Raw genomic sequence first — 22,716 nt, 5'->3', positions numbered from 1 at the left:
GCTTCGTGGGCTGGCAGATTTGTATAAGCGACAGTCCCTGCGGTTCGGGGGTGCTTGTCAAGGCATCTTTCCCGCCTTGACAAGCACCCCCGAACCGTCAGCACAATCAACCTTCGGGGTGCCCCACGCAACCACCGAGGCAAGGTCGCCGCCAGGCGACGAGCCGAAAACAAAACGGGCCCGCCCGGAAAAACCGGACGGGCCCGCTTAACGCAGTCAGATCAGCTGACGGTGGCCGAACCACCAGCAGCCTCGATCTTCTCCTTGGCAGAGCCAGAGAAAGCATGCGCGGTCAGCTCGAGCTTGACCCCGTTCAGGTCCCCGTTGCCGAGAACCTTCACAAGCTTGCCCTTACGAACAAGCCCGTTAGCAGCCAGCTCCTCCGGACCGACCTTGCCACCATCGGCGAACACGCGGGCGATGTCGCCCACGTTCACCGGCTGGTACTCGGTGCGGAACCGGTTCTTGAATCCACGCAGCTTCGGCAGCCGCATGTGGATGGGCATCTGCCCACCCTCGAAACCGGCGGGCACGTTCTTCCGGGCCTTGGTGCCCTTCGTGCCGCGACCCGCGGTCTTGCCCTTCGAACCTTCACCACGGCCGACGCGGATCTTGTCGCGCTTGGCGCCAGGAGCCGGACGAAGGTGGTGGATCTTGATGGCGGTCATGCCTGGACCTCCTCGACCTCCACCAGGTGGCGGACGGTGTGGATCAGGCCGCGCACCTGGGGGGTGTCCTCACGCACGACGCTCTGGCGGATCTTGCGCAGCCCGAGGGTGCGCAGCGACTCGCGGTGAGCGTGCTTCGTGCCGATCTTGCTCTTGACCTGAGTGACCTTGAGCTGAGCCATGTCAGACCCCCTGGCCGGCACGCTGACGCAGCATCCGGGCCGGGGCGACGTCCTCGAGCGGCAGACCGCGGCGAGCGGCCACCTCCTCCGGACGCTGCAGCCCCTTCAGGGCCGCCACGGTCGCGTGCACGATGTTGATGGCGTTGTCGGAGCCGAGCGACTTCGACAGCACGTCGTGGACGCCCGCGCACTCCAGCACCGCGCGCACCGGGCCGCCGGCGATGACGCCGGTACCAGCGGAGGCGGGACGGAGCAGCACGACACCGGCGGCTTCCTCACCCTGGATCGGGTGCGGAATGGTGCCGGCGACGCGCGGAACGCGGAAGAAGTTCTTCTTCGCTTCCTCGACGCCCTTGGCGATGGCCGCGGGAACTTCCTTGGCCTTGCCGTAGCCGACGCCGACCTGACCGTCGCCGTCGCCGACGACCACCAGGGCGGTGAAGCTGAAGCGACGACCGCCCTTGACGACCTTGGCGACGCGGTTGATCGTCACGACCTTCTCAAGGTGCGGGGTCTTGTCCTGGCCGGCCCCGCCACGGCCGCCGTCGCGCCGGTCCCGGCCGCCACCGCGACGGTCGTTGCGGTCGTTGCCGCCCTGACCGCCCGGTCCGCCCTGGCCGCCGCCGAATTGCCGTGTACGTCCCGGCATCAGGCTTTCCTTCCATTCACGAGCATGTGCATCAGAACTTCAACCCCGCCTCACGGGCGGCGTCGGCAAGCGCGGCGATGCGGCCGTGGTAGGCGTTGCCGCCACGGTCGAACACCACGGCTTCGATGCCGGCGTCCTTGGCGCGCGAAGCCACCAGTTCGCCGACCTTCGCGGCCTTGGCCTTCTTGTCGCCCTCGAACGACCGGAGGTCGGTCTCGAGGGTGGACGCCGACGCCAGCGTGTGACCGGCGAGGTCGTCGATCACCTGCACGGTGATGTGCCGCGAGGACCGCTTGACGACCATGCGCGGACGCACCGGCGTCCCGCTGATCTTCTTGCGGAGGCGGAAGTGCCGACGGGTCTTGGCGACGCGGCGGCGGGTCGAGATGTCCTTGCCGACCGGCTTGCGCTTCGTGGTAGTCGTGTCGCTCATCACTTACCCGTCTTTCCGACCTTGCGGCGGATCTTCTCACCCTCGTAGCGCAGGCCCTTGCCCTTGTACGGGTCCGGGCGGCGCAGCTTGCGGATAACCGCGGCGGTCTGGCCGACCTTCTGCTTGTCGATGCCCGAAACCGAGAACCGGGTCGGCGACTCCACCTTGAAGGTGATGCCTTCCGGGGCCTCGATCTTGACCGGGTGGCTGTAGCCGAGGGCGAACTCGAGGTCCGAGCCCTTGGCCTGCACGCGGTAACCGACGCCGTGGATCTCAAGCTTCTTCTCGTAGCCCGCGGTCACGCCCACCACGAGGTTGTTCACCAGCGTGCGGGTGAGACCGTGCAGGGCACGGCTCGTGCGCTCGTCGTCCGGACGCTTCACCAGAAGCGCGCCGTCCTCGCCGCGCTCGACGAAGATCGGCTCGGCGACAGTGTGCTCCAGGGTGCCCTTCGGCCCCTTGACCTTGACGTTCTGGCCGTCGATGGTCACCTCGACCCCGGAGGGGACGGCGACCGGCAGCTTTCCGATGCGTGACATGTCTGTGCCCCCTTCCTTACCAGACGTAGGCGAGGACTTCGCCGCCCACGTTATTGCGCTTGGCCTGCCGGTCGGTCTGAAGGCCGCCGGACGTCGAGATGATCGCGACGCCGAGGCCACCCAGAACGGACGGCAGTTCGGTCGATTTTGCGTAGACCCGCAGACCCGGCTTGGAGACGCGGCGAAGGCCGGCGATGCTCCGCTCGCGGTTGGGGCCGTACTTCAGCTCGACGATGAGGTTCTTGTGCTTCTCGCCCGGCTCGTCGCGGTAGCTCGCGATGTAGCCCTCGCGCTTGAGGATCTCGGCGATGTTCGCCTTGATCTTCGAGTGCGGAAGCACGACCTCGTCGTGGTACGCCGAGTTCGCGTTGCGCAGACGGGTCAAGAAGTCTGCGATCGGGTCGGTCATCGTCATGGTGACCTGTCAACCTTTCTCGCCTGGTTCCCCGCCTCGCCCGGCCGGAGAGGTCTCCGGCCGGCGCGGCGGGGCCTGTGGCGAACTGGGAATAGAGTTTCGAGCCTTACCAGCTGGACTTGTGGACACCGGGCAGTTCGCCCGCGTGCGCCATCTCCCGGAGGCAGATCCGGCACAGGCCGAACTTGCGGTACACCGAGTGCGGACGCCCGCACCGGTTGCAACGGGTGTAGCCGCGCACCGCGAACTTCGGCTTCTTCGAAGCCTTGCTGACTAGCGCTTTCTTAGCCATCGGCTCAGTTCTCCTTGAACGGGAAACCGAGCTTGCGCAGCAGCGCCCGGCCCTCGTCGTCGGTGGTGGCGGTCGTGACGACGGTGACGTCCATGCCGCGAGGGCGGTCGATGTCGTCCGGGTTGATCTCGTGGAACATCGACTGCTCGTTGAGACCGAACGTGTAGTTGCCGTTGCCGTCGAACTGCTTGGGCGAAAGCCCGCGGAAGTCGCGGATACGGGGCAGCGCGATGGTCAGCAGCCGGTCGAGGAACTCCCACATCCGGTCGCCGCGCAGCGTGACGCGCGCACCGATCGGCTGTCCCTCGCGGAGCTTGAACTGCGCGATGGACTTGCGGGCCTTCCGGACTTCCGGCTTCTGCCCGGTGATCAGGGCGAGGTCGCGGACCGCGCCGTCGATCAGCTTGCTGTCCCGGGCGGCGTCCCCGACACCCATGTTCACGACGATCTTCACGACGCCGGGAATCTGGTGCACGTTGGGGATGGAGAACTCCTTCTGGAGCTCGCCCTTGATCTCTTCGCGGTACCGGGTCTTCAGACGCGGCACGATCTTCTCTGCGGTGGTCATGTCAGATGTCCTTGCCGTTCCGGCGCGAGACCCGGACCTTCTTGCCGTCCTCGCCGATGCGGTAGCCCACCCGGGTCGGCTTGCCGTCCGCGTCCACGACCATCACGTTCGACACGTGGATGGGCGCTTCCTGCGTCACGATGCCGCCGGACTGGGCGCCGCGCTGGGTCTGGGTGATCCGGGTGTGCTTCTTGATCCGGTTGACACCCTCGACCAGCACGCGCTCCCGCTCCGGGTAGGCCTGAATGACCTTGCCCTTCGCGCCCTTGTCCTTACCGGCGATAACGACGACGGTGTCGCCCTTCTTCACCTTCATCACAGCACCTCCGGCGCGAGCGAAATGATCTTCATGAACTTTCGGTCGCGCAGCTCGCGGCCCACCGGGCCGAAGATGCGGGTGCCCCGGGGCTCGTTGTCGTTCTTGATGAGCACGGCGGCGTTCTCGTCGAACCGGATGTAGGAACCGTCCGGACGACGGCGCTCCTTCACCGTGCGGACGATGACAGCCTTGACGACATCGCCCTTCTTCACCCCGGCGGCCGGGATGGCGTCCTTCACGGTGGCGACGATAATGTCGCCGATGCCGGCGTAGCGCCGCCCGGAGCCGCCGAGCACGCGGATGCAAAGGATTTCCTTTGCCCCGGTGTTGTCGGCAACCCGAAGCCGCGACTCCTGCTGGATCACGTCAACTCCTGTATGTCGCGCTGGTTCTCGCCGAGTTGTGAGATGTCACAGTAGCGAGCCTTGCGGAACCAAGGACTCCCAAAAGAGCCCTGCTTACTTGGCCTTCTCCACGACCTGCACCAGACGCCAGCGCTTGGTCGCCGACAGCGGCCGGGTCTCCATCAGCGTGACCCGGTCGCCCACGCCCGCCTCGTTGTTCTCGTCGTGCACCTTGACCTTGGTGGTGCTGCGGAGAACCTTCGAGTAGCGCGGGTGCTTCTTGCGGTCCTCGAGCTCGACCACGATCGTCTTGTCCATCTTGTCCGAGACGACGTAACCCTCGCGGACCTTGCGGTAGTTCCGGGCGGTCTTCTCGGTGGCAGCCTCGCTCATGCGGCACCTTCACTTTCGGCGTCGGGCGCCACGGAAAGCCCGAGCTCGCGCTCGCGCATCACCGTGTAGATCCGCGCGATGTCCGTGCGGACGGTGCGCAGCCGACGGTTGTTGTCCAGCTGCCCGGTCGCCATCTGGAAGCGGAGGTTGAAAAGCTCCTCCTTGTATTCCTTCAGACGCAGCACGAGCTCTTCGGCGGTGAGCTCACGCAGCTCGGATGCCTGTGCGGCTCCGTTAGCCATCAGAACTCACCTTCCCGGGTCACGATGCGGCACTTCATGGGCAGCTTGTGGATCGCGCGACGGAGCGCCTCGCGGGCGGTCTCCTCGTTCGGGAAGCTGATCTCGAACATCACGCGACCCGGCTTCACGTTGGCGATCCACCACTCGGGCGAACCCTTGCCGGAGCCCATGCGGGTTTCCGCCGGCTTCTTGGTCAGCGGGCGGTCCGGGTAGATCGTGGTCCACACCTTGCCGCCGCGCTTGATGTGACGGGTCATGGCGATACGAGCGGACTCGATCTGCCGGTTCGTCACGTAGCTGTGCTCAAGCGCCTGGATGCCGTACTCGCCGAAGCTGACCTTGGTACCGCCCTTGGCGGCGCCGTGGCGCTTCGGGGAGTGCTGCTTGCGGTGCTTGACCCTGCGCGGGATGAGCACGTCTCAGCCCTCCGTCTTTTCTGCGGTCTCAGCGGCCGGGGCCGCCGCCTCAGTCGCGGTGTCGCTCTTCGCGGCAGCGGCGGCGCGGCCGGCCTCGGTCGAGGTCGGGGTCGTGCCCGAAGCGCCGGAACGGCGCGGACGGGACGGCCGGTCGCCACGGTCGCGGCGCGGCGCGCGGTCCGCGGCCGACGCGGCGGCGTCGCGCTCGGCGCGCGCCTTCAGGCCGCCGACCAGCTCGCCCTTGTAGATCCACACCTTCACGCCGATGCGGCCGAACGTCGTCTTGGCCTCGAAGAAGCCGTAGTCGATGTCGGCGCGCAGCGTGTGCAGCGGGACCCGGCCGTCGCGGTAGTGCTCGGAACGGGACATCTCGGCACCGCCGAGACGACCGCCGCACTGCACGCGAATGCCCTTGACCTGCGGCGAGCGCATGGAGGTCTGGATCGCCTTGCGCATCGCGCGGCGGAACGCCACGCGGTTGCTCAGCTGCTCCGCGACACCCTGGGCGACCAGCTGCGCGTCGGCCTCGGGGTTCTTCACCTCGAGGATGTTCAGCTGGACCTGCTTCTTGGTCAGCTTCTCCAGCGCGCCGCGGATCCGGTCGGCCTCCGCGCCGCGGCGGCCGATGACGATGCCCGGCCGGGCGGTGTGGATGTCGACGCGGACCCGGTCACGGGTGCGCTCGATCTCGACCTTGGAGATGCCGGCGCGCTCCATGCCGGTGGAGAGCAGCTTGCGGATCTTGACGTCCTCGGCCACGTACTCCGCGTACTGCTTGTCGGCGTACCAGCGCGACTTCCAGTCAGTGGTGATACCCAGGCGGAAGCCGTGCGGGTTGATCTTCTGGCCCACTACCGGCCACCTGCCTTCTTGTTGCTCTTCTTCTCCGCAGGCCGCGACTCGACCACCACGGTGATGTGGCTGGTGCGCTTGCGGATCCGGTACGCACGGCCCTGGGCCCGCGGACGGATGCGCTTGAGGGTCGGGCCCTCGTCGGCGGTCGCGGACTTGATCCAGAGCGTCTCCGGGTCCAGCTGGAGGTTGTTCTCGGCGTTGGCCGCCGCGCTGGCGATGACCTTCGCGAGCTGCTCGCTCGCAGCCTGCGGCGCGAACCGGAGCACGGCCAAGGCCTCGCTGACGCTACGACCCTTGACGAGCTCGATCACCCGGCGCACCTTCATCGGCGCGTCCCGGACAAAGCGAGCCCGCGCGACGGCCGTGGGCAGCTCTTCTGCCGTGGCCGTGGCGTTTGACTGGGCGTTCATCTGCTTCCCTTAACTTTCTCTGGCCCGCTCAGCGGCGGCGCGACTTGCGGTCGTCCTTGATGTGGCCCTTGAAGGTCCGCGTCGGGGCGAACTCGCCCAGCTTGTGACCCACCATCGCCTCGGTGACGAACACCGGGACGTGCTTGCGGCCGTCGTGCACCGCGATCGTGTGACCCAGGAAGTCCGGGATGATCGTGGAGCGCCGCGACCAAGTCTTGATCACGGTCTTCTTGCCCGATTCGTTGAGAGCGTCCACCTTCTTGAGCAGGTGGTCGTCCACGAACGGGCCCTTCTTAAGGCTGCGTGGCATGTGCTTCTACCTCCCTGCTCAGCGCTTCTTGCCGGTACGCCGGCGGCGGACGATCAATTTGTCGGACGGCTTGCTCTTGCGAGTGCGGCCTTCGGGCTTGCCGTTCGGGTTCACCGGGTGCCGGCCACCGGAGGTCTTGCCCTCGCCACCGCCGTGCGGGTGGTCGACCGGGTTCATCACGACACCGCGGACAGTCGGGCGCTTGCCGCGCCAGCGGTTGCGGCCCGCCTTGCCCCAGTTGATGTTCGAGTGATCCGAGTTGCCGACCTCGCCGACGGTCGCGCGGTTGCGCACGTCCACGTTGCGGATCTCGCCCGAGGGGAGACGCAGCTGGGCGTAGGGACCGTCCTTGGCGACGAGCTGCACGCGGGCGCCGGCGGACCGGGCCATCTTCGCGCCGCCGCCGGGGCGGAGCTCGATCGCGTGGATCACAGTGCCGACCGGGATGTTGCGCAGCGGCAGGTTGTTGCCCGGCTTGATGTCGGCGCGGGGGCCGTTCTCAACCGTGTCGCCCTGCTTCAGCTTCTCCGGCGCGATGATGTAGCGCTTCTCGCCGTCGGCGTAGTGCAGCAGCGCGATGCGCGCGGTGCGGTTGGGGTCGTACTCGATGTGCGCGACCTTGGCCGGCACGCCGTCCTTGTCGTGGCGACGGAAGTCGATCACGCGGTAGGCGCGCTTGTGGCCACCGCCCTTGTGCCGGGTGGTGATCTTGCCCGAAGCGTTGCGGCCGCCGGTCTTGCTCAGCGGGCGCAGCAGCGACTTCTCCGGCGTGGACCGGGTGATCTCGGCGAAGTCCGAGACGCTCGAACCGCGACGACCCGGGGTCGTCGGCTTGTACTTGCGGATGCCCATTGTCAGCTCAGTCCTTTACGCGGTGGGTCCGCCGAAGATCTCGATCGCCTTGCTCTCAGGCGAAAGAGTCACGATGGCGCGCTTGGTGTCCTTGCGCTTGCCGAAGCCGGTACGAGTCCGCTTCCGCTTGCCCTGGCGGTTGGCCGTGTTGACGCTGACGACCTTCACGCCGAACACCTTCTCGACCGCGATCTTGATCTGGGTCTTGTTGGCGTCCGGACGGACGATGAACGTGTACTTGTGGTCCTCGAGCAGTCCGTAGGACTTCTCGGAGATCACCGGCGCGAGCAGGATGTCGCGGGGGTCCGGAATGGCGACCGAGCTCACTTCTCGTCACTCCCTTCCGAAACCTCGCTCGAACGCGCGAGGGCCTTGACGACCTTCCCGCGGACGGGGCCTGCGACGAACGCGTCGTAAGCGGCCTTGGTGAACACGACGTCGTCGTTGACCAGGACGTCGTAGGTGTTGAGCTGGTCAGCCCAGATCAGGTGCACGTACGGCAGGTTCCGCGCGGACACCCAGGCGAGCTCCTCGTCGCGGTGCAGGACCACGAGAACGCGCTTGGCCTGGGTCGCGGCGGCGATCGCCGTCTTGGCGGTCTTGGTCGACGGCTTCTCGCCGGTGACCAGTTCCGTCAGGACGTGCAGCTGGCCGGCGCGAGCCCGGTCGGAGAGGGCGCCACGCAGAGCGGCGGCCTTCATCTTCTTCGGGGTGCGCTGGGTGTAGTCGCGCGGCGTGGGGCCGTGCACGACGCCACCGCCGGCGAACTGCGGCGCGCGGGTCGAACCCTGGCGGGCGCGACCGGTGCCCTTCTGCCGGTACGGCTTCTTGCCGCCACCGGAGACCTCACCGCGGGTCTTCGTGTCGTGCGTGCCCTGGCGCGCGGCGGCCAGCTGGCCCACCACGACCTGGTGCATCAGCGCGACGTTGGCCTGCACGTCGAAGATCTCCCCGGGGAGCTCGACGGTGCCGTCGGCTTTACCGGCCGGAGTCTTCAGCTCGACGTTCGTCATCGTCAGTTTCCACCCTTCGCGGCACTGCGCACGAACAGCAGGCCGCCCTTGGGACCGGGCACCGCGCCCTTGATCAGCAGCAGGCCGTCCTCGGCACGCACCGCGTGCACGGTCAGACCCTGCGTGGTGACCCGGTCGCTACCCATCCGGCCCGCCATCCGCAGGCCCTTGAACACGCGGCCCGGCGTGGCGCAGCCGCCGATGGAACCCGGCTTGCGGTGCACGGCCTGCGCGCCGTGGCTCGCGCCCTGGCCCTTGAAGCCGTGGCGCTTCATGACACCCGCGTAGCCCTTGCCCTTGCTGGTACCGGTCACGTCGACCGAAGTGCCGGCCTCGAACACCTCGGCGGTGATCTCCTGGCCGACCTCGTAGGTCTCGGCGTCGATGGTGCGCAGCTCGGCGACGTGCCGGCGCGGGGTCACGCCCGCCTTGTCGAAGTGGCCGGTGCGCGGCTTGTTCACCTTGCGCGGGTCGATCGCGCCGAACGCCAGCTGCACGGCCGCGTAGCCGTCTTTGTCAGTGGTCCGAACCTGGGTCACCACGTTCGGCCCGGCCTTGACGACAGTGACCGGGACGACCCGGTTCTGCTCGTCGAAGACCTGGGTCATGCCGAGCTTGGTGCCCAGGATGCCCTTCATTTGCCTGTCAGACATGAGTTCTTATCTCCGCCGCTCGCCCAACGCTTACTGGATGTTGACGTCGACGCTCGCCGGCAGGTCGATGCGCATGAGCGCGTCGACCGTCTTCGGCGTCGGGTCGAGGATGTCGATCAGACGCTTGTGCGTGCGCATCTCGAAGTGCTCGCGCGAGTCCTTGTACTTGTGCGGCGAGCGGATGACGCAGTAAACGTTCTTCTCGGTAGGCAGCGGCACCGGCCCGACAACACGGGCGCCGGTGCGCGTGACCGTTTCCACGATCTTGCGCGCCGAGGTGTCGATCGCCTCGTGGTCGTAGGCCTTGAGCCGGATGCGGATCTTCTGTCCCGCCATGGTGGCTGCGTTCCTTGTCGTCTCGTGCCGCTTTGTCTCGTCAACCTGGGCCGGAGCCCGGGTTTCAGCAGTTCAACGGCCCTGTCCCCGGTCCACGCGGTCGGGCGTGTCGCGCCCGCCGCACAGACGGATCCCTAAGGATCGTCGTCTTGCCTGGTCTTCCTCTTACGTGAGGAGGCCGCAGGCCGACCTGGTCTGAACAAGCACCGCGGTCGTCCCTACTGGCCTTTGCCCGCTAGCCTCACCCGAAGGAAGAGCTCCACGGACCGTGGCCGCTCATACCAGGGCGGCCGGAACCCAGTCGATTGAAAACCGATAAGGGTTCGGCCGCCCCAGGACGAGCAACCTGAATAGTGTCGCACACGTGAGTTGACGCCCTGAACTCGGGGGTGTAGTGACCCGAATTCAGGGCGCCGACGTCACTTGTTGATCTTGGTAACCTGGCCCGCGCCGACGGTCCGGCCACCCTCGCGGATGGCGAAGCGCAGACCCTCGTCCATGGCGACCGGCTGGATCAGCACGACGCTGATGTCCGTGTTGTCGCCCGGCATGACCATCTCGGTGCCCTCGGGAAGGGTCACGACGCCGGTCACGTCCGTGGTGCGGAAGTAGAACTGCGGGCGGTAGTTGTTGAAGAACGGGGTGTGCCGTCCGCCCTCGTCCTTGGACAGGATGTAGACCCGGCCCTCGAACTCGGTGTGCGGGGTGGTGGTGCCCGGCTTCACGACGACCTGGCCGCGCTCGACGTCCTCGCGCTTGATGCCGCGCAGCAGGAGGCCGACGTTGTCGCCCGCCTGGCCCGAGTCGAGCAGCTTGCGGAACATCTCGACACCGGTGACGGTGGTCTTGGTCGACTTCTCGCGGATGCCCACGATCTCGACCTCTTCGTTGACGTTGACCTGGCCGCGCTCCACGCGACCGGTCACGACGGTGCCGCGGCCGGTGATCGTGAAGACGTCCTCGATCGGCATCAGGAAGGGCTTCTCGAGCTCGCGCACCGGGTCCGGCACGTTGTCGTCGACGGCGTGCATCAGCTCGAGCACGGCGTCGGCCCACTTCTGGTCGCCCTCGAGAGCCTTGAGGCCGGAGACGCGCACGACCGGCGCGTCGTCGCCCGGGAACTCCTGCGAGGACAGCAGCTCGCGGACCTCCAGCTCGACGAGCTCGAGGATTTCCTCGTCGTCGACCATGTCGGCCTTGTTCAGCGCCACCACGATGTAGGGCACGCCGACCTGGCGGGCCAGCAGCACGTGCTCGCGGGTCTGCGGCATCGGGCCGTCGGTCGCCGCGACCACCAGGATCGCGCCGTCCATCTGCGCGGCACCGGTGATCATGTTCTTGATGTAGTCAGCGTGACCCGGGGCGTCCACGTGCGCGTAGTGACGCTTCTCGGTCTGGTACTCGACGTGCGAGATGTTGATCGTGATGCCGCGCTGCTTCTCTTCCGGCGCGTTGTCGATCTGGTCGAACGCACGGGCCTCGTTCAGCTCCGGGTACGCGTCGTGCAGAACCTTGGTGATCGCCGCGGTCAGCGTGGTCTTGCCGTGGTCGACGTGACCGATGGTGCCGATGTTGACGTGCGGCTTGCTCCGCTCGAACTTCGCCTTCGCCACTGGAATGTCCTCCTGGACTGATTTCGCGTTGTGCTCGTGGGGCAGCGTGGCTGCTGCCCCACGAATGTTCCTTCGTCGTTGCTGCGGACGTTCAGGAGAGTTCCTTAATGCCCGCGCGCGGTGAGGGAGTTACTCCCCCGTCGCCTTCGCGATGATTTCCTTCGCGACGTTCGCGGGAACCTCGGCGTAGGAGTCGAACACCATGGAGTAGTTCGCCCGGCCCTGGGTACGGGACCGCAGGTCGCCGACGTAACCGAACATCTCCGACAGCGGGACCAGTGCCTTCACGACACGGGTACCGGCGCGCTCCTCCATGGCCTGGATCTGGCCACGGCGGGAGTTGAGGTCGCCGATCACGTCGCCCATGTAGTCCTCGGGAGTCGTGACCTCGACAGCCATCATCGGCTCGAGGATGACCGGGCCGGCCTTCTTCGCGGCTTCCTTCATCGCCATGGAACCGGCGATCTTGAACGCCATCTCGGAAGAGTCGACCTCGTGGTACGCGCCATCCAACAAGGTGAACTTCAACCCGACGAGCGGGTAGCCGGCCAGCACGCCGTACTGCATGGCGTCCTGTGCGCCCGCGTCGACCGACGGGATGTACTCCCGCGGCACGCGGCCACCGGTGACCTTGTTGTCGAACTCGTAGAGAGCACCGTCGGTGCGCTCGAGCGGCTCCAGCTTCACGATGACCTTCGCGAACTGGCCGGAGCCACCGGTCTGCTTCTTGTGGACGTAGTCGAGCTTGTCCACGGTCTTCTTGATGGTCTCGCGGTAGGCGACCTGCGGCTTGCCGATGTTCGCCTCGACCTTGTAGTCGGACTTCATCCGGTTGACCAGCACCTCGAGGTGCAGCTCGCCCATGCCGGCGATGATCGTCTGGCCGGTGTCCTCGTCCAGGTTGACCTGGAACGTGGGGTCTTCCTCGGCCAGCTTCTGGATCGCCAGGGAGAGCTTCTCCTGGTCGGCCTTGGTCTTCGGCTCGATGGCCACCTTGATGACCGGGTCCGGGAAGGTCATGGACTCGAGCACGACCGGGTTCTGCGCGTCGGCCAGGGTGTCACCGGTGGTGGTGTCCTTCAGGCCGATGACCGCGTAGATGTGGCCGGCCAAAGCCTCGTCGACCGGGTTCTCCTTGTTGGAGTGCATCTGGAAGATCTTCCCGATGCGCTCCTTGCGCTCCTTGGTCGCGTTGACGACCTGGGCACCGGAGGAGACCTTGCCCGAGTAGACCCGGATGTAGGTCAGCTTGCCGAAGAACGGGTGCGCGGCGATCTTGAAGGCCAGCGCGGAGAACGGCTCCTCGGTCGTCGCGTGCCGCGTGACCGGGGTCTCGCCGTCCGCCAGCAGACCCTCGACCGGCGGCACGTCCAGCGGCGACGGCAGGTAGTCGATGACCGCGTCCAGCATCGGCTGCACGCCCTTGTTCTTGAACGCGGAGCCGGCGAGCACCGGGAACGCCTCGCGGGTGACGACCAGGTGGCGGATGCCGCCCTTGATCTCGTCCTGGGTCAGCTCCTCGCCCTCGAGGAACTTCTCCATCAGCGCGTCGTCGGTCTCGGCGACGGCCTCGACCAGCTTCTCGCGGTACTCGGCGGCGCGGTCGGCCAGCTCGGCCGGGATGTCCTCGACGGCGTAGTCGTCGCCCTTCTGCACCTCGCCGCGCCAGACCAGGGCCTTCATCCGGACCAGGTCGATGACGCCTTCGAAGTCGTTCTCCGCGCCGATCGGCAGCTGGATGGCCAGCGGCCGGACGCCGAGACGGTCCTTGATGGTCTGCAGGGTGTAGTAGTAGTCCGCACCCAGCTTGTCCATCTTGTTGACGAAGCAGATGCGCGGGACGTCGTACTTGTCCGCCTGCCGCCAGACCTGCTCGGACTGCGGCTCGACGCCTTCCTTGCCGTCGAAGACCGCGACCGCGCCGTCGAGCACCCGCAGGTTGCGCTCCACCTCGACGGTGAAGTCGACGTGCCCGGGGGTGTCGATCAGGTTGATCTGGTAGTCGTTCCAGAAGGTGGTGGTCGCAGCCGAGGTGATGGTGATGCCTCGCTTCTGCTCCTCCTCCATCCAGTCCATGGTGGCGGCGCCGTCGTGGACTTCGCCGAGCTTGTAGTTGATCCCGGTGTAGAACAGGATCCGCTCGGTGGTGGTGGTCTTACCGGCGTCGATGTGCGCCATGATGCCGATGTTGCGGACCTTGTTGAGGTCGGTCAGCACTTCACGTGCCACGAGAATGTTCCCCTGTCTCGAACGTGGGGCCCGGCATGGCTTCTATCGGCAGCCGGGCGGTCATCACCAGCGGTAGTGCGCGAAGGCCTTGTTCGACTCGGCCATCTTGTGCGTGTCCTCGCGGCGCTTGACGCTGGCGCCAAGGCCGTTGCTCGCGTCCAGCAGCTCGTTCTGCAGCCGCTCGATCATCGTCTTCTCGCGGCGGGCCTGCGAGAACGAGACCAGCCAGCGCAGCGCCAGCGTGGTGGAGCGGCCGGGCTTGACCTCGATCGGCACCTGGTAGGTGGCGCCACCGACGCGGCGGCTCTTCACCTCGATGGTGGGCTTCACGTTGTCGAGCGCGCGCTTCAGCGTGACGACCGGGTCGGTGCCCGTCTTCTCGCGAGCGCCTTCGAGAGCGCCGTAGACAATGCGCTCGGCCAGGGACCGCTTGCCGTCCTTCAGCACCTTGTTCACCAGCTGGGTGACCAGCGGGGAGGCGTAGACGGGGTCGGAGATCAGCGGCCGCTTCGGCGCCGGACCCTTGCGAGGCATTAGCTCTTCTCCTTCTTCGCGCCGTACCGGCTGCGCGCCTGCTTACGGTTCTTCACACCCTGGGTGTCGAGCGAACCGCGGATGATCTTGTAGCGAACACCCGGCAGGTCCTTGACCCGGCCTCCGCGCACGAGCACCATCGAGTGCTCCTGGAGGTTGTGGCCTTCACCCGGGATGTACGCGGTGACCTCGATACCGCTGGTCAGCTTCACACGAGCAACCTTGCGCAAGGCCGAGTTCGGCTTCTTGGGAGTCGTGGTGTACACGCGGGTGCACACGCCACGACGCTGCGGGCTCCCCTTGAGGGCCGCGGTCTTCTGCTTGGCAGCCTTGTCCTGGCGGCCCTTGCGGACCAGCTGCTGGATCGTGGGCAATGGACCAGCTTCCTGTCGTGATCTTGCTTCTTCGTGTCTTCACCGGTCCCCGCGGTCGGGCGTGTCGGCCCGCGTCACGGTCTCTCGACCGGTAACTTCCCGGAGGGATTTTCCGTCGGAACCCCACGTGGCGAGGCTGGTGAACCGGGTGCGAAAGCACCCCGCTCATGCCCAACGGCACGCGGAGCGGCCCGACGCCTGCCGGGCACGGTCTCCAAAGATACCCGTCCACTCGCGGAGCGGTCCGGGCGGGGGGTCGCTACGGTCGCCGACCGGTCATCGTAACCCCAGATCGGGGCCTTGGGACGGTGCCGCGCGGGACTTCCCGAGAGGCGGAACGCCGCGGCCGGGGACGCTATTCCCGGGCCGGTTCCCGCGGTCAGAGCGCACTGAAGTTCGCATGCCGGGACGCGGCGACCAAGGCATGGACCCGCTTCTTGGAGCCTCTCGGCCTCCCGCGCCCTAACGCCGCATTGGGGTTTCCCAGTAGCGCGCGGGCGCCCCTGCCGAACGGACCGGGCGCGCGCTGCTGAAGTCCGTGAGGGCCACCTTGAGGGACTCTGATTCCGTCAAGGTGGCCCTCACGGACTTCAGCGGTAGTGAAGCGCGTTAAGAACGCGAGAGAAATTCGTCAGCGGCAAGGAGAAGAGCCGCCGGATGTTCCACAATGGATCCGCGTCCCGGGGTGACAATCACCTCACCGGGACGCAACCGCGAAACCCGGCCCGGCGGCGTGCACCCGCCGGGCCGGGCCGCGGGTCAGTCCTCGTCGGGCTTCGCGTGGTCGGGCTTGCCCGGGTTGGGGTCGCGCGACAGATCGATCAGCGGGTGCACTCCAGCCCCCTCCGGCGCGGCATGGCTGCCGCCGGTCTTCTTGTCCCCCGGCTGGTCGACGTTCTCGCTGCCGTCCATGTCGCCTCCTCGTTCGGTTCCCCTGCCGTTCTGCACGGTACCTGCCGGGGAAATCGGTGGACGGACTCCCCAAGATGAGGGACGTGGACTGGAAGATCAGCGAATTCCCGGCCGAACACCCGGACGCGGCGGCGATCCTGCGCGAGTACATGGACGAACTGGCGTCTCGGTATCACGGCCGTCCGGCGACGCCCGCGGAAGTGGACGCGGCGCTGGCCGACGAACCCAGCGACGGCCTTGTCGCGCCGACGGGAGCGTTCCTGGTGGCGTACCGGGACGGGAAGCCCGCCGGTTGCGTCGGGGTGCGGATAGTCGAGCCCGGGCTGAGCGCGTTGACGAAGGTGTACGTGCGCCCGGAGCATCGCGGATACGGCGGCGGCAAGGTCATCGTCGCGGCGGCTGAAGAGGCGGCGAAGCGGCTGGGTTCGACCCGGATGCGGCTCGACACCCGCGACGACCTGGTCGAAGCACGCGCGCTCTACGCGTCGATGGGCTACGCGGAGGTCGAGGCCTTCAACGCCGACCAGTACGCCGAGCACTGGTTCTCCAAAGACCTCAGCTGAGCCGTCCCGCGCAGCTGGCCACCTCGCCGTCCGCGGCTTTCGCGGACCGCGCCAGCACGCCGTTCACCGACACCCGGCATTCGACCGGACCGCTCGACTGGCCCATCAGCTGCACAGTCGGCGCGACGGCACTCTTCGGCCAGGTCAGGGTCTTGCTCCAGGGCAAGGGCACCGACAGCTCCTGGTGCACCAGGCCGAGGCCGTTGTCGTCATAGACCACGGTGGCGGTGCCGGAGCCGGCGAGTTCGTAGGTGATCTGCCAGCTGGATGGTGCGGGCGCGGCCGGTGCGGTGGACGTCGTCGGGGCCAGCGTGCGGGTCACGGTGCGGTCTGGGGCACGCTGCGGCACTTCGGCGGTCGTGGGCGCGGCGACCGGGGCGGGCGCGGGATCGTCGCCGGTGCCGAGGATCACTGCGGTCGCGGCGACGGCGGCCACCGCGATGGCCGCGATCGCGAGCCGGCCGATCAGCTGTCTGTCCATGTTCCTCGTTCTTCCGGGGTCCGCCGGTGATTCCCGGGGACGAGGGGAACCACCGGCGGAGGCGGGGTCAGCCGGGCAGGATCCGGCCGGGGACGCCGTTCAGGGACTGGATCAGGCCCAGCACGGGCACGCCCAGCGGGGCGAAGGTCCAGATGTTGTTCAGGTTCGACGTGTCCGGCTCGTCGACGACGGTGACCCCGGGCTGGTCCTGCGTGGCGGCCAGCGCGGGCGCGGCGGCGCCGAGCACCGCGGCTCCGGCGAGTGCGGTGGCGGCGACGGCTCGGATGGCGGTCTTTTTCACGGGTTTCTCCTTCTGTGCTCAGGAAACGGCGGTGACGAGGTTGAACACCGGCGCGAGGAGCTGGGCCGGGGCTTGGGTGGTCGGGCCGAGCAGGCTGCCCGCGTCGAGGCCGGGGACGACCCAGACCGACGGTCCGCCGCCGGTCGGTGCTCCTGGGACGCCGGGGAGGCCTGGGGCGGGCAGGTTCGGCAGGGAGGGCAGCGACGGCAGGCCGCCGGTCGGGAGGGACGGCAAGCCGCCCGTCGGGAGCGAGGGCAGGGCGCCGGTCGGCAAGGTCGGCAAGGTGGCCAGGCCGCCGGTCGGGAGCGAGGGCAGGCCGCCGGTCGGCAAGGTGGGCAGGGCACCGGTCGGCAAGGTGGGCAAGCCAGCGGGCAGGCCAGCAGCGGGCTGACCGGCGGCGGAGGTGTCCGGGGTGGCGGCGTCGGCCGCTCCCCCGGCGAATCCGGCGAACGCCCCGGCCGCGGCGAGCGGCAACAGGATCCGGGCGGCAATGCGTTTCATCAGGGGTTTCCTTTCTTCGGGGTACTTCGGGGTTTTCGGGGAACTGCGGTCAGCGGAGCGCGCCGCTGATCGGGACGATGGTTCCGTCGGGGATCCATTGCCCGGCGTAGTCGCGCGCGGCCTGCATGCCGGGCGCGTGCGGTTCGTTCGGGTACATCGGCATCGCGTTGACCTGCGCGGCCGCGAACAGCTGCACCTCGCCGTTCACCGCTGTCCACTGTGGACCGAGCCAGGTCCGGAAACCGCCCAGCGACGGGCTTTCCCCGCCGAAGCTGTTGCCGACGGCCACCGCGTAGCTCACCGCGAGCTGGTCGCGCGGATCGAAGCGCAGCGGCATGGCCGCGCTGGCGACGGTGTTGACGATGGGTCCGTTGAGCAGCCACGGCGCGAGGTACAGGCCGAACTGATGGGTCGGTTTGAGCCGCTGCGATTCGGCGGCGCGGCTCATCGCGAGGTACCCGTCGCTCCAGCCGGAGACGACCACCAACGCGGTGTCGGGAGCCGCGTCCGGACGCACCGGCAGACCGACGCGGGCAGCGGTCTCGCGGACGAGCTGCGCGGCCTGCACCCCACGCGGCGACTTGTCTTCGACCAGCGTGATCGCCGACGGTTTCCGCGACGCGAGGAACTCGACCAGCTTCACCAGCGAACCGCGGTCCTCCGGCGACAACGCTTCTGCCGGACAGCTGGTCAGCACGTCGCGCTTCTCCGCCACCAGACCGCCGAGCGCGGCTTCCGCGCATTCCGGGGCATCCGCGTCCGACACCGCCGGGCCCGCTTCGGTGCCCGCGTCGACGTCGACCGTCGTGGTCGCGTCGCCCTTGTGCACGACGAGAGTGCTGCGTCCGGGCGGAAGTTCGACCTCGGCCCAGCTGCCTTCCGCACCGGCCCTCGCCGCCGCGGCGGTCACGATCCCGCCCTCGACCCCAGCGGACAGGTCCGTTCCCGCGCTCGCCGGGAAGTGCACGAGATTGCGTCCGGGCCGGTGCGGACTGACCAGCACCGGCACGGTCGCGCCGCCGACTGTCGCGTCCGCCAGCACCGGCACTCCGGGCACGGGCAGCGGGGCTGGCTGCGGCACCGCGGCAAGCGCACTCCACGCGACGAAACCGAGCGCGACACCGGCGACGCCGTAGCGGTAACCGCGAATGGAAGCGTTGCGGGACAACAGGATCGCCGACGCTACGGTGACCGCCGCGGGCAGCAGGACCACCACGATCAGCGAGATGCCGAAGAGCGTTTCGTACAGCCGTCGGTCGAAGGCGACCCCGGAGACGCCGAGTTGCACGAGGCCCGCGAGCGCCAACAGTCCGGCGAGGCTGACCGATAGCGGACCTACACGCAACGGCGTCGAGCGCCACTGCTCCACCGGTGCCCAGGCCGACAGCAGCGTCACGCCGAACCACAGCGCGGCCGCGGCGACGTACACGGTGTCGATGGCGAAGGAGATCCCCGAGCCATCGACGGAGGTTTCCAGCACCACGAGCACGACCAGCGCGAGCGAAGCCCACCGACCCGCCGCGGGCCACCGCAGCAGCACCGGCACCGTCAGTGCGAGCACAACGTGGACGATCAGCGCGACAAGGTTGACGTCGACCGTCGCCGCCGACACCGCGGCCAGCACCGCCGAACCGACACCCAGCGCTCCGGTGGTGAGCCACAGCTTGCGCGGCAGCGCACCGACGAGCGGACGCAGAATCCCGGTACCGGCGAGGAATGCCGTCGCCAGCAGCAATATCAGCCGCAACACCAGCGCGGCACTGTCCACACCGGACGATCCGGTGGCGACCGGAGTGACGTGGTGATCCATAACTACCTTCCGGGCTTGCCTTCGGAGCCGGTCCGTGAAGGGCCCCTTGAGGGAATCTGATTCCCTCAAGGAGTCCTTCACGGCACGCGTTCAGCGGGAGTTACTTCACGTTCTGGTCGGCGACCACGAACAGCTCGGAGTGCGGCTTGGCGTTGCCGAAGTCCCCGTGCGGCCACGACTTCCGGTTGAAGTTGAGGCCGACCTGCCCGGTGAACTCGTCACGGAAGTTCTGATCGACCGCGACCTTCCCGTCCGGCGACAGGTTCAGCAGGTTGACCTTGTGGTCACCGTCCAAACCGGACCGGGCGACGAAGTAGTTCGACACCGCGATGTGCTGCGGCTGCTCGGTTTCGTGATACAAACCGTCCTGGCCGAGCGCGAGATTGTCGTACGCGCCCCAGTGCGGGCCGGCCCCGGGAACGCCCGGATTGATCGGCGCGGAACCGACGACGGTCGGCAGGTCTCCCCCGCCGCCCTGCTGCGCCTTTTCCTTGGTGTCGACGCGGCCCTTGATGTCCTCCACCTTGTCGCCGGCTGCGACCAGCTTCTGGATGTCGAGCACGTACACGCCGCCGGTGGTGCCGGGGTCGTCCGGACCGAGCGCGCCCTTCTGCCTGCCCTGCACCGCGTGGTAGAGGAACCGGTCGTCCGGGCTGGTCTGCAGCCAGCCGCCGTTGGAGCTGGCGCCGTTGGAGTCGTTCTGCGAGTAGATCGGCTTGCCCGCGGTGCCGTCGTCGAACACCTCGATCCAGTGCGGATCCTTCGCCGTGATGTCCGGCGTGTAGAAGATCGCGCCGCCCTGCATGGTCTCGGCGAACGCGCCCTTGTGGCCGGGTTTGTTCGTCACCGTGGTCTCCATGACCGCGCGGCTTTCCGAGTGCAGCGGGTCCGCCGGGTTCGCCCGCGGGCCGTCCTGCAGATAGGACACCGACTTCAGCTTCGGGTGGTTGCGGTCGGAGATGTCCCAGGTGCGGATCGTCGGACGGCGCAGATACGGCGACGGCTGCTTCACCGGGTCGAGGATGATGTTGCGCGGTTCGGCGTAGTCACTGGTGACGAGAGTGTTGAGATCCTCGCGCGCCTGTACGCCGTGCGGGTTCGCACAGGACGGTTTGCCCAGCTGCGGCAGGTTGTCGCACAGCTTCGCGTTGTCGCCCTGCGGGGTCGCCGCCGGATTCTGCGACAGCACCTGCGCGTTCTTGTCGAAGTGCACGACCTCGCCCGGACTGCCGGCGAAGCCGTTGCCGATCTGCGTAGAACCGTCCTGGTACGCGTACGGACCGGGCACGACCGGGCCGCCCATGTACGTGCCGTACGCGGTGCCGTCCTTCAGCACCCAGTACGCGTCGGGCACAGACCCGCCGAGCGTCTGCGTCGGCAGGCTGATGCCCTTGAGTTTCAGCTGGGGCAACGCACTGACGTCGAACGCGTACGTCGCCGCAGCGAACAACGCACCGGCGTAGATCGTGTCGCCCTTGTGCCACACGTACTGCATGTGGTGCGGCTCGTTCTCGACGAGCGGCCCGACGGTCGCGGTGTTCACCACCTTGCCGTACGTCGGCGAGCCCTGCGTCGCGTCGATCACCGCGAGGAAATCGGGGCCAGGCAAAGCATTCTTGACCTTGCCGAGCCCGCCGCCAAGCGAACCCGGGAGGTTCTTGACGTCTTTCACCGCGGTGTCGGCGATGTTCTCGTCGCCCGCCCAGACCAGCAGCCACTTCTTCGGCGTGCCGTCCGCGGAACGCGCTTGCGCGGCAAGGTCTTTGCCGACCAGGTGATTCTGCACCCAGTACTGCTTGCCGTCGGACGCGGTTTTGGCGTCGGTGACCACCTGGACGTCGGCGTAAGCGCTGGTGCTGGACCCGGTGTAGGTCACCGCACCGATCGCGAGCGCCACCGCACCGGCGACGGTCAGCGCTTTCCGCCATCGGGGCGGGGCGCCCGAGGAGGAGCTGAATCGCATTGTGTCTCCCTGTTTGTGTTCCCGTGAAGCGCCCGCGAAGGCACTTCTTCCCCCGTTCTCGGGGCAGCACGAAACCCGCGCGAAACCCACGCCGAACAGAGAAAGCGTTTATCCCCTCGGGTACGACAAACCCGTTGCGGGGCAAGAGAAATCAACCAGCCGGACGCGGCCGGGAGAAAAGGTCAGAAATCCCTACACAGCGCGCTGGCCTGCTGGCGCAGATCCACGTGAAGACGCCACACGAGGGCAACCGGAAAGGACATGCGCGAAATACTCTGGCGAACCGCACGCACTGTCAATGCGGTGATCAATCGTGGGAACATCGACCGAAGGAGTGAATATCCCACGAACTGGGCCGAGTTGCCCGCCCCTCAGCACTGGACCGGCTCGAGCGGCGGCGTTGACCTGCGATGCTCCTTTCGGCCCACAGTTTGTTCGGCGCTTCGGTGTCCGGGGAGGGGCTGTTCGCCCGATATGTTCGTTACCTTTTCGTGACCGACCTTCGGGAACTCTCGTCCCGGCCCCGCGATGAATCACCCAGGCCGGATTGCCTGACCTTGCGGCACGAACCTGACAGAAGCGGCATAATCCGCACATCACGTGAGGGTCCAGGGGAAGGGGTGACCGCCGGTGTCGGCAGAGATGGAACGGCTCGTCGCGGAGTTCGACAAGTTCCAGACGAAGCTCAAACAGGCCGAAGCGCAGTTCGCGAAAGTCGGCGACATGCAGGAGGAGCTGAACGCGCTCGAGACCGAAGTGATGTCGCCGGACCGGGCCGTCACCGTCGTCGCGGGCCCGAGCGGGTCGATCAAAGATCTCCGGCTCACCCCGGACGCGCTCCGGCAGCAGCCGGACCAGCTGGCGTCCTCGATCCTCGCGACCCTGCACAAGGCTGTCGCCGAATCCGCTCGCAAGCAGGCCGGGATCGTCGACGAGCACGTGGGCACGGCCTTCGGGTTGAACGTGTCCGACCAGGTCCTGGAAGCCCAGGCGGCCGGCTTGGGAACCACTGTCGAAGAACTGGAGTCCAATCTGCCGGAGGAGCAGCCGCAGGAGGCAGCACCGACCCGGGACGACGAGGACTTCGCGAACAACGATCTGCTTCGCGACGACGGACGGGCGGCTCAGGCGCCTCCGTCGGCGCCGCCCTCGGCCTCGGCGGGCGACCAGTTCCTCAAGAACTTGTTCGACGACGAAGAGGGACACCGATGAGCCCGACGAACGGCGGCCACAAGGTCGACACCGCCGCCCTTGCCAAGTACTCCACCGGACTCGACCGGTACAAGGGCGAGGCGGGAAAGTTCGGCGACCTCATCAACCACGCCGATGTGACTGACAAGTCCTGGGGATTGATCGGGCTGGCGGTCAAGCAAACCTACACAAGCAAGCTCGACGACCTGAAGGAGCTGCTCGAACTTCTGAAGACTGGCGTCGAATCATTCCAGGGCAAGGTCAGCAAGGCTGCCGAGATCTACGACGGCCACGAACAGGACACCGTCATGAAGTTCAGCAAGTTCGAGACAAAGATCGACGGACCGCGCTGAGC

At 67.5% G+C, this 22,716-nt stretch carries 34 protein-coding genes; 3 read left to right on the top strand and 31 right to left on the bottom strand.

Going from position 1 to position 22,716, the window contains the following annotated elements:
* Positions 1–221: 221 nt before the first annotated feature.
* The 26 genes from rplO to D0D37_RS47175 form a co-directional block, all read right to left on the bottom strand.
* Positions 222–668, bottom strand: coding sequence for a 50S ribosomal protein L15 (rplO, locus tag D0D37_RS33445; protein WP_009072329.1), 447 nt, complete (start codon positions 666–668; stop codon positions 222–224).
* On the bottom strand, positions 665–850 hold the full coding sequence (gene rpmD / locus D0D37_RS33440; protein ID WP_004558875.1) for a 50S ribosomal protein L30: 186 nt from the start codon (positions 848–850) through the stop codon (positions 665–667). The genes rplO and rpmD overlap by 4 nt, the downstream gene beginning before the upstream one ends.
* Position 851: 1 nt before the next feature.
* Entirely contained in the window at positions 852–1,499 is a 648-nt protein-coding gene (gene rpsE, locus D0D37_RS33435) for a 30S ribosomal protein S5 (RefSeq protein WP_067583695.1), read from the bottom strand.
* A 31-nt stretch (positions 1,500–1,530) separates the two neighbouring features.
* Positions 1,531–1,932 carry a 50S ribosomal protein L18 gene (gene rplR / locus D0D37_RS33430; RefSeq protein WP_116204588.1) on the bottom strand — a complete coding sequence of 134 codons (402 nt, stop codon included), beginning with the start codon at positions 1,930–1,932 and terminating at the stop codon, positions 1,531–1,533.
* Complete coding sequence (gene rplF / locus D0D37_RS33425) at positions 1,932–2,471, bottom strand: 50S ribosomal protein L6 (protein WP_116204587.1); 540 nt, start codon at positions 2,469–2,471, stop codon at positions 1,932–1,934. The genes rplR and rplF overlap by 1 nt, the downstream gene beginning before the upstream one ends.
* Positions 2,472–2,487: 16 nt before the next feature.
* Positions 2,488–2,886 (bottom strand): 30S ribosomal protein S8, encoded by a 399-nt coding sequence (gene rpsH, locus D0D37_RS33420; RefSeq protein WP_116204586.1) that lies wholly within the window; start codon positions 2,884–2,886, stop codon positions 2,488–2,490.
* 106 nt (positions 2,887–2,992) lie between these two features.
* Positions 2,993–3,178, bottom strand: coding sequence for a type Z 30S ribosomal protein S14 (locus D0D37_RS33415; RefSeq protein WP_116204585.1), 186 nt, complete (start codon positions 3,176–3,178; stop codon positions 2,993–2,995).
* Positions 3,179–3,182: 4 nt separating this feature from the next.
* On the bottom strand, positions 3,183–3,746 hold the full coding sequence (gene rplE, locus D0D37_RS33410; RefSeq protein WP_116204584.1) for a 50S ribosomal protein L5: 564 nt from the start codon (positions 3,744–3,746) through the stop codon (positions 3,183–3,185).
* 1 nt (position 3,747) lies between these two features.
* Positions 3,748–4,062, bottom strand: a complete 315-nt coding sequence (rplX, locus tag D0D37_RS33405) for a 50S ribosomal protein L24 (RefSeq protein ID WP_116204583.1) — start codon at positions 4,060–4,062, stop codon at positions 3,748–3,750.
* Positions 4,062–4,430 carry a 50S ribosomal protein L14 gene (rplN, locus tag D0D37_RS33400; protein ID WP_004558867.1) on the bottom strand — a complete coding sequence of 123 codons (369 nt, stop codon included), beginning with the start codon at positions 4,428–4,430 and terminating at the stop codon, positions 4,062–4,064. The genes rplX and rplN overlap by 1 nt, the downstream gene beginning before the upstream one ends.
* Before the next feature lie 93 nt (positions 4,431–4,523).
* Positions 4,524–4,802, bottom strand: a complete 279-nt coding sequence (rpsQ, locus tag D0D37_RS33395) for a 30S ribosomal protein S17 (protein ID WP_116204582.1) — start codon at positions 4,800–4,802, stop codon at positions 4,524–4,526.
* Positions 4,799–5,044, bottom strand: a complete 246-nt coding sequence (gene rpmC / locus D0D37_RS33390) for a 50S ribosomal protein L29 (RefSeq protein ID WP_009072314.1) — start codon at positions 5,042–5,044, stop codon at positions 4,799–4,801. Before rpmC ends, rpsQ begins: the two co-directional genes overlap by 4 nt.
* Positions 5,044–5,460: a 50S ribosomal protein L16 gene (gene rplP / locus D0D37_RS33385; RefSeq protein ID WP_020662795.1), complete on the bottom strand. Its 417-nt coding sequence runs from the start codon at positions 5,458–5,460 to the stop codon at positions 5,044–5,046. The genes rpmC and rplP overlap by 1 nt, the downstream gene beginning before the upstream one ends.
* A gap of 3 nt (positions 5,461–5,463) precedes the next feature.
* A complete protein-coding gene (rpsC, locus tag D0D37_RS33380) occupies positions 5,464–6,312 on the bottom strand; it encodes a 30S ribosomal protein S3 (RefSeq protein WP_116204581.1) in 849 nt (282 codons plus the stop codon).
* Positions 6,312–6,725, bottom strand: coding sequence for a 50S ribosomal protein L22 (rplV, locus tag D0D37_RS33375; RefSeq protein WP_116204580.1), 414 nt, complete (start codon positions 6,723–6,725; stop codon positions 6,312–6,314). The genes rpsC and rplV overlap by 1 nt, the downstream gene beginning before the upstream one ends.
* Before the next feature lie 28 nt (positions 6,726–6,753).
* A complete protein-coding gene (gene rpsS, locus D0D37_RS33370) occupies positions 6,754–7,035 on the bottom strand; it encodes a 30S ribosomal protein S19 (RefSeq protein WP_003102083.1) in 282 nt (93 codons plus the stop codon).
* 18 nt (positions 7,036–7,053) lie between these two features.
* Positions 7,054–7,887: a 50S ribosomal protein L2 gene (gene rplB / locus D0D37_RS33365; protein ID WP_116204579.1), complete on the bottom strand. Its 834-nt coding sequence runs from the start codon at positions 7,885–7,887 to the stop codon at positions 7,054–7,056.
* Positions 7,888–7,902: 15 nt separating this feature from the next.
* On the bottom strand, positions 7,903–8,214 hold the full coding sequence (gene rplW / locus D0D37_RS33360; protein WP_009072304.1) for a 50S ribosomal protein L23: 312 nt from the start codon (positions 8,212–8,214) through the stop codon (positions 7,903–7,905).
* Positions 8,211–8,900 carry a 50S ribosomal protein L4 gene (gene rplD / locus D0D37_RS33355; RefSeq protein WP_116204578.1) on the bottom strand — a complete coding sequence of 230 codons (690 nt, stop codon included), beginning with the start codon at positions 8,898–8,900 and terminating at the stop codon, positions 8,211–8,213. The genes rplW and rplD overlap by 4 nt, the downstream gene beginning before the upstream one ends.
* Before the next feature lie 2 nt (positions 8,901–8,902).
* A complete protein-coding gene (gene rplC, locus D0D37_RS33350) occupies positions 8,903–9,553 on the bottom strand; it encodes a 50S ribosomal protein L3 (RefSeq protein WP_116204577.1) in 651 nt (216 codons plus the stop codon).
* A gap of 30 nt (positions 9,554–9,583) precedes the next feature.
* Entirely contained in the window at positions 9,584–9,889 is a 306-nt protein-coding gene (gene rpsJ, locus D0D37_RS33345; RefSeq protein WP_003102098.1) for a 30S ribosomal protein S10, read from the bottom strand.
* A gap of 419 nt (positions 9,890–10,308) precedes the next feature.
* Positions 10,309–11,502 (bottom strand): elongation factor Tu, encoded by a 1,194-nt coding sequence (tuf, locus tag D0D37_RS33340; protein WP_037816270.1) that lies wholly within the window; start codon positions 11,500–11,502, stop codon positions 10,309–10,311.
* Positions 11,503–11,631: 129 nt separating this feature from the next.
* Positions 11,632–13,731, bottom strand: a complete 2,100-nt coding sequence (gene fusA / locus D0D37_RS33335) for an elongation factor G (RefSeq protein ID WP_116204576.1) — start codon at positions 13,729–13,731, stop codon at positions 11,632–11,634.
* Positions 13,732–13,794: 63 nt separating this feature from the next.
* Positions 13,795–14,265, bottom strand: coding sequence for a 30S ribosomal protein S7 (gene rpsG, locus D0D37_RS33330; RefSeq protein ID WP_007031033.1), 471 nt, complete (start codon positions 14,263–14,265; stop codon positions 13,795–13,797).
* Positions 14,265–14,639, bottom strand: a complete 375-nt coding sequence (rpsL, locus tag D0D37_RS33325) for a 30S ribosomal protein S12 (RefSeq protein ID WP_003102113.1) — start codon at positions 14,637–14,639, stop codon at positions 14,265–14,267. The genes rpsG and rpsL overlap by 1 nt, the downstream gene beginning before the upstream one ends.
* Positions 14,640–15,398: 759 nt before the next feature.
* Entirely contained in the window at positions 15,399–15,551 is a 153-nt protein-coding gene (locus D0D37_RS47175; RefSeq protein ID WP_101436018.1) for a hypothetical protein, read from the bottom strand.
* Between the two features lie 74 nt (positions 15,552–15,625).
* Between D0D37_RS47175 and D0D37_RS33315 the strand changes: the two genes are divergently transcribed.
* Entirely contained in the window at positions 15,626–16,114 is a 489-nt protein-coding gene (locus D0D37_RS33315) for a GNAT family N-acetyltransferase (protein ID WP_116204591.1), read from the top strand.
* Here the strand turns inward: D0D37_RS33315 and D0D37_RS33310 are convergent.
* The 5 genes from D0D37_RS33310 to D0D37_RS33290 all read right to left on the bottom strand — a co-directional run bounded on the left by D0D37_RS33310 (position 16,107) and on the right by D0D37_RS33290 (position 21,170).
* Positions 16,107–16,595: an MmpS family transport accessory protein gene (locus D0D37_RS33310; RefSeq protein WP_116204575.1), complete on the bottom strand. Its 489-nt coding sequence runs from the start codon at positions 16,593–16,595 to the stop codon at positions 16,107–16,109. The two genes, D0D37_RS33315 and D0D37_RS33310, sit on opposite strands and share 8 nt — an antisense overlap.
* 67 nt (positions 16,596–16,662) lie before the next feature.
* Positions 16,663–16,896, bottom strand: coding sequence for a hypothetical protein (locus tag D0D37_RS33305; RefSeq protein WP_116204574.1), 234 nt, complete (start codon positions 16,894–16,896; stop codon positions 16,663–16,665).
* A gap of 18 nt (positions 16,897–16,914) precedes the next feature.
* Positions 16,915–17,397: a hypothetical protein gene (locus tag D0D37_RS33300; RefSeq protein WP_116204573.1), complete on the bottom strand. Its 483-nt coding sequence runs from the start codon at positions 17,395–17,397 to the stop codon at positions 16,915–16,917.
* A gap of 49 nt (positions 17,398–17,446) precedes the next feature.
* Positions 17,447–19,207: a hypothetical protein gene (locus tag D0D37_RS33295; protein WP_116204572.1), complete on the bottom strand. Its 1,761-nt coding sequence runs from the start codon at positions 19,205–19,207 to the stop codon at positions 17,447–17,449.
* A 100-nt stretch (positions 19,208–19,307) separates the two neighbouring features.
* Positions 19,308–21,170: a selenium-binding family protein gene (locus D0D37_RS33290; RefSeq protein WP_244223769.1), complete on the bottom strand. Its 1,863-nt coding sequence runs from the start codon at positions 21,168–21,170 to the stop codon at positions 19,308–19,310.
* 630 nt (positions 21,171–21,800) lie between these two features.
* Between D0D37_RS33290 and D0D37_RS33280 the strand changes: the two genes are divergently transcribed.
* Positions 21,801–22,382, top strand: coding sequence for a YbaB/EbfC family nucleoid-associated protein (locus D0D37_RS33280; protein ID WP_116204570.1), 582 nt, complete (start codon positions 21,801–21,803; stop codon positions 22,380–22,382).
* Complete coding sequence (locus tag D0D37_RS33275) at positions 22,379–22,714, top strand: hypothetical protein (protein ID WP_116204569.1); 336 nt, start codon at positions 22,379–22,381, stop codon at positions 22,712–22,714. Before D0D37_RS33280 ends, D0D37_RS33275 begins: the two co-directional genes overlap by 4 nt.
* Positions 22,715–22,716 lie beyond the last annotated feature (2 nt).

The sequence above is a fragment of the Amycolatopsis circi genome, from assembly GCF_003385235.1.
GTDB lineage: Bacteria > Actinomycetota > Actinomycetes > Mycobacteriales > Pseudonocardiaceae > Amycolatopsis > Amycolatopsis circi.
The sequence above is the reverse complement of the archived record's forward strand: the minus strand, read 5'-3'. Positions and strand labels throughout refer to the sequence as shown.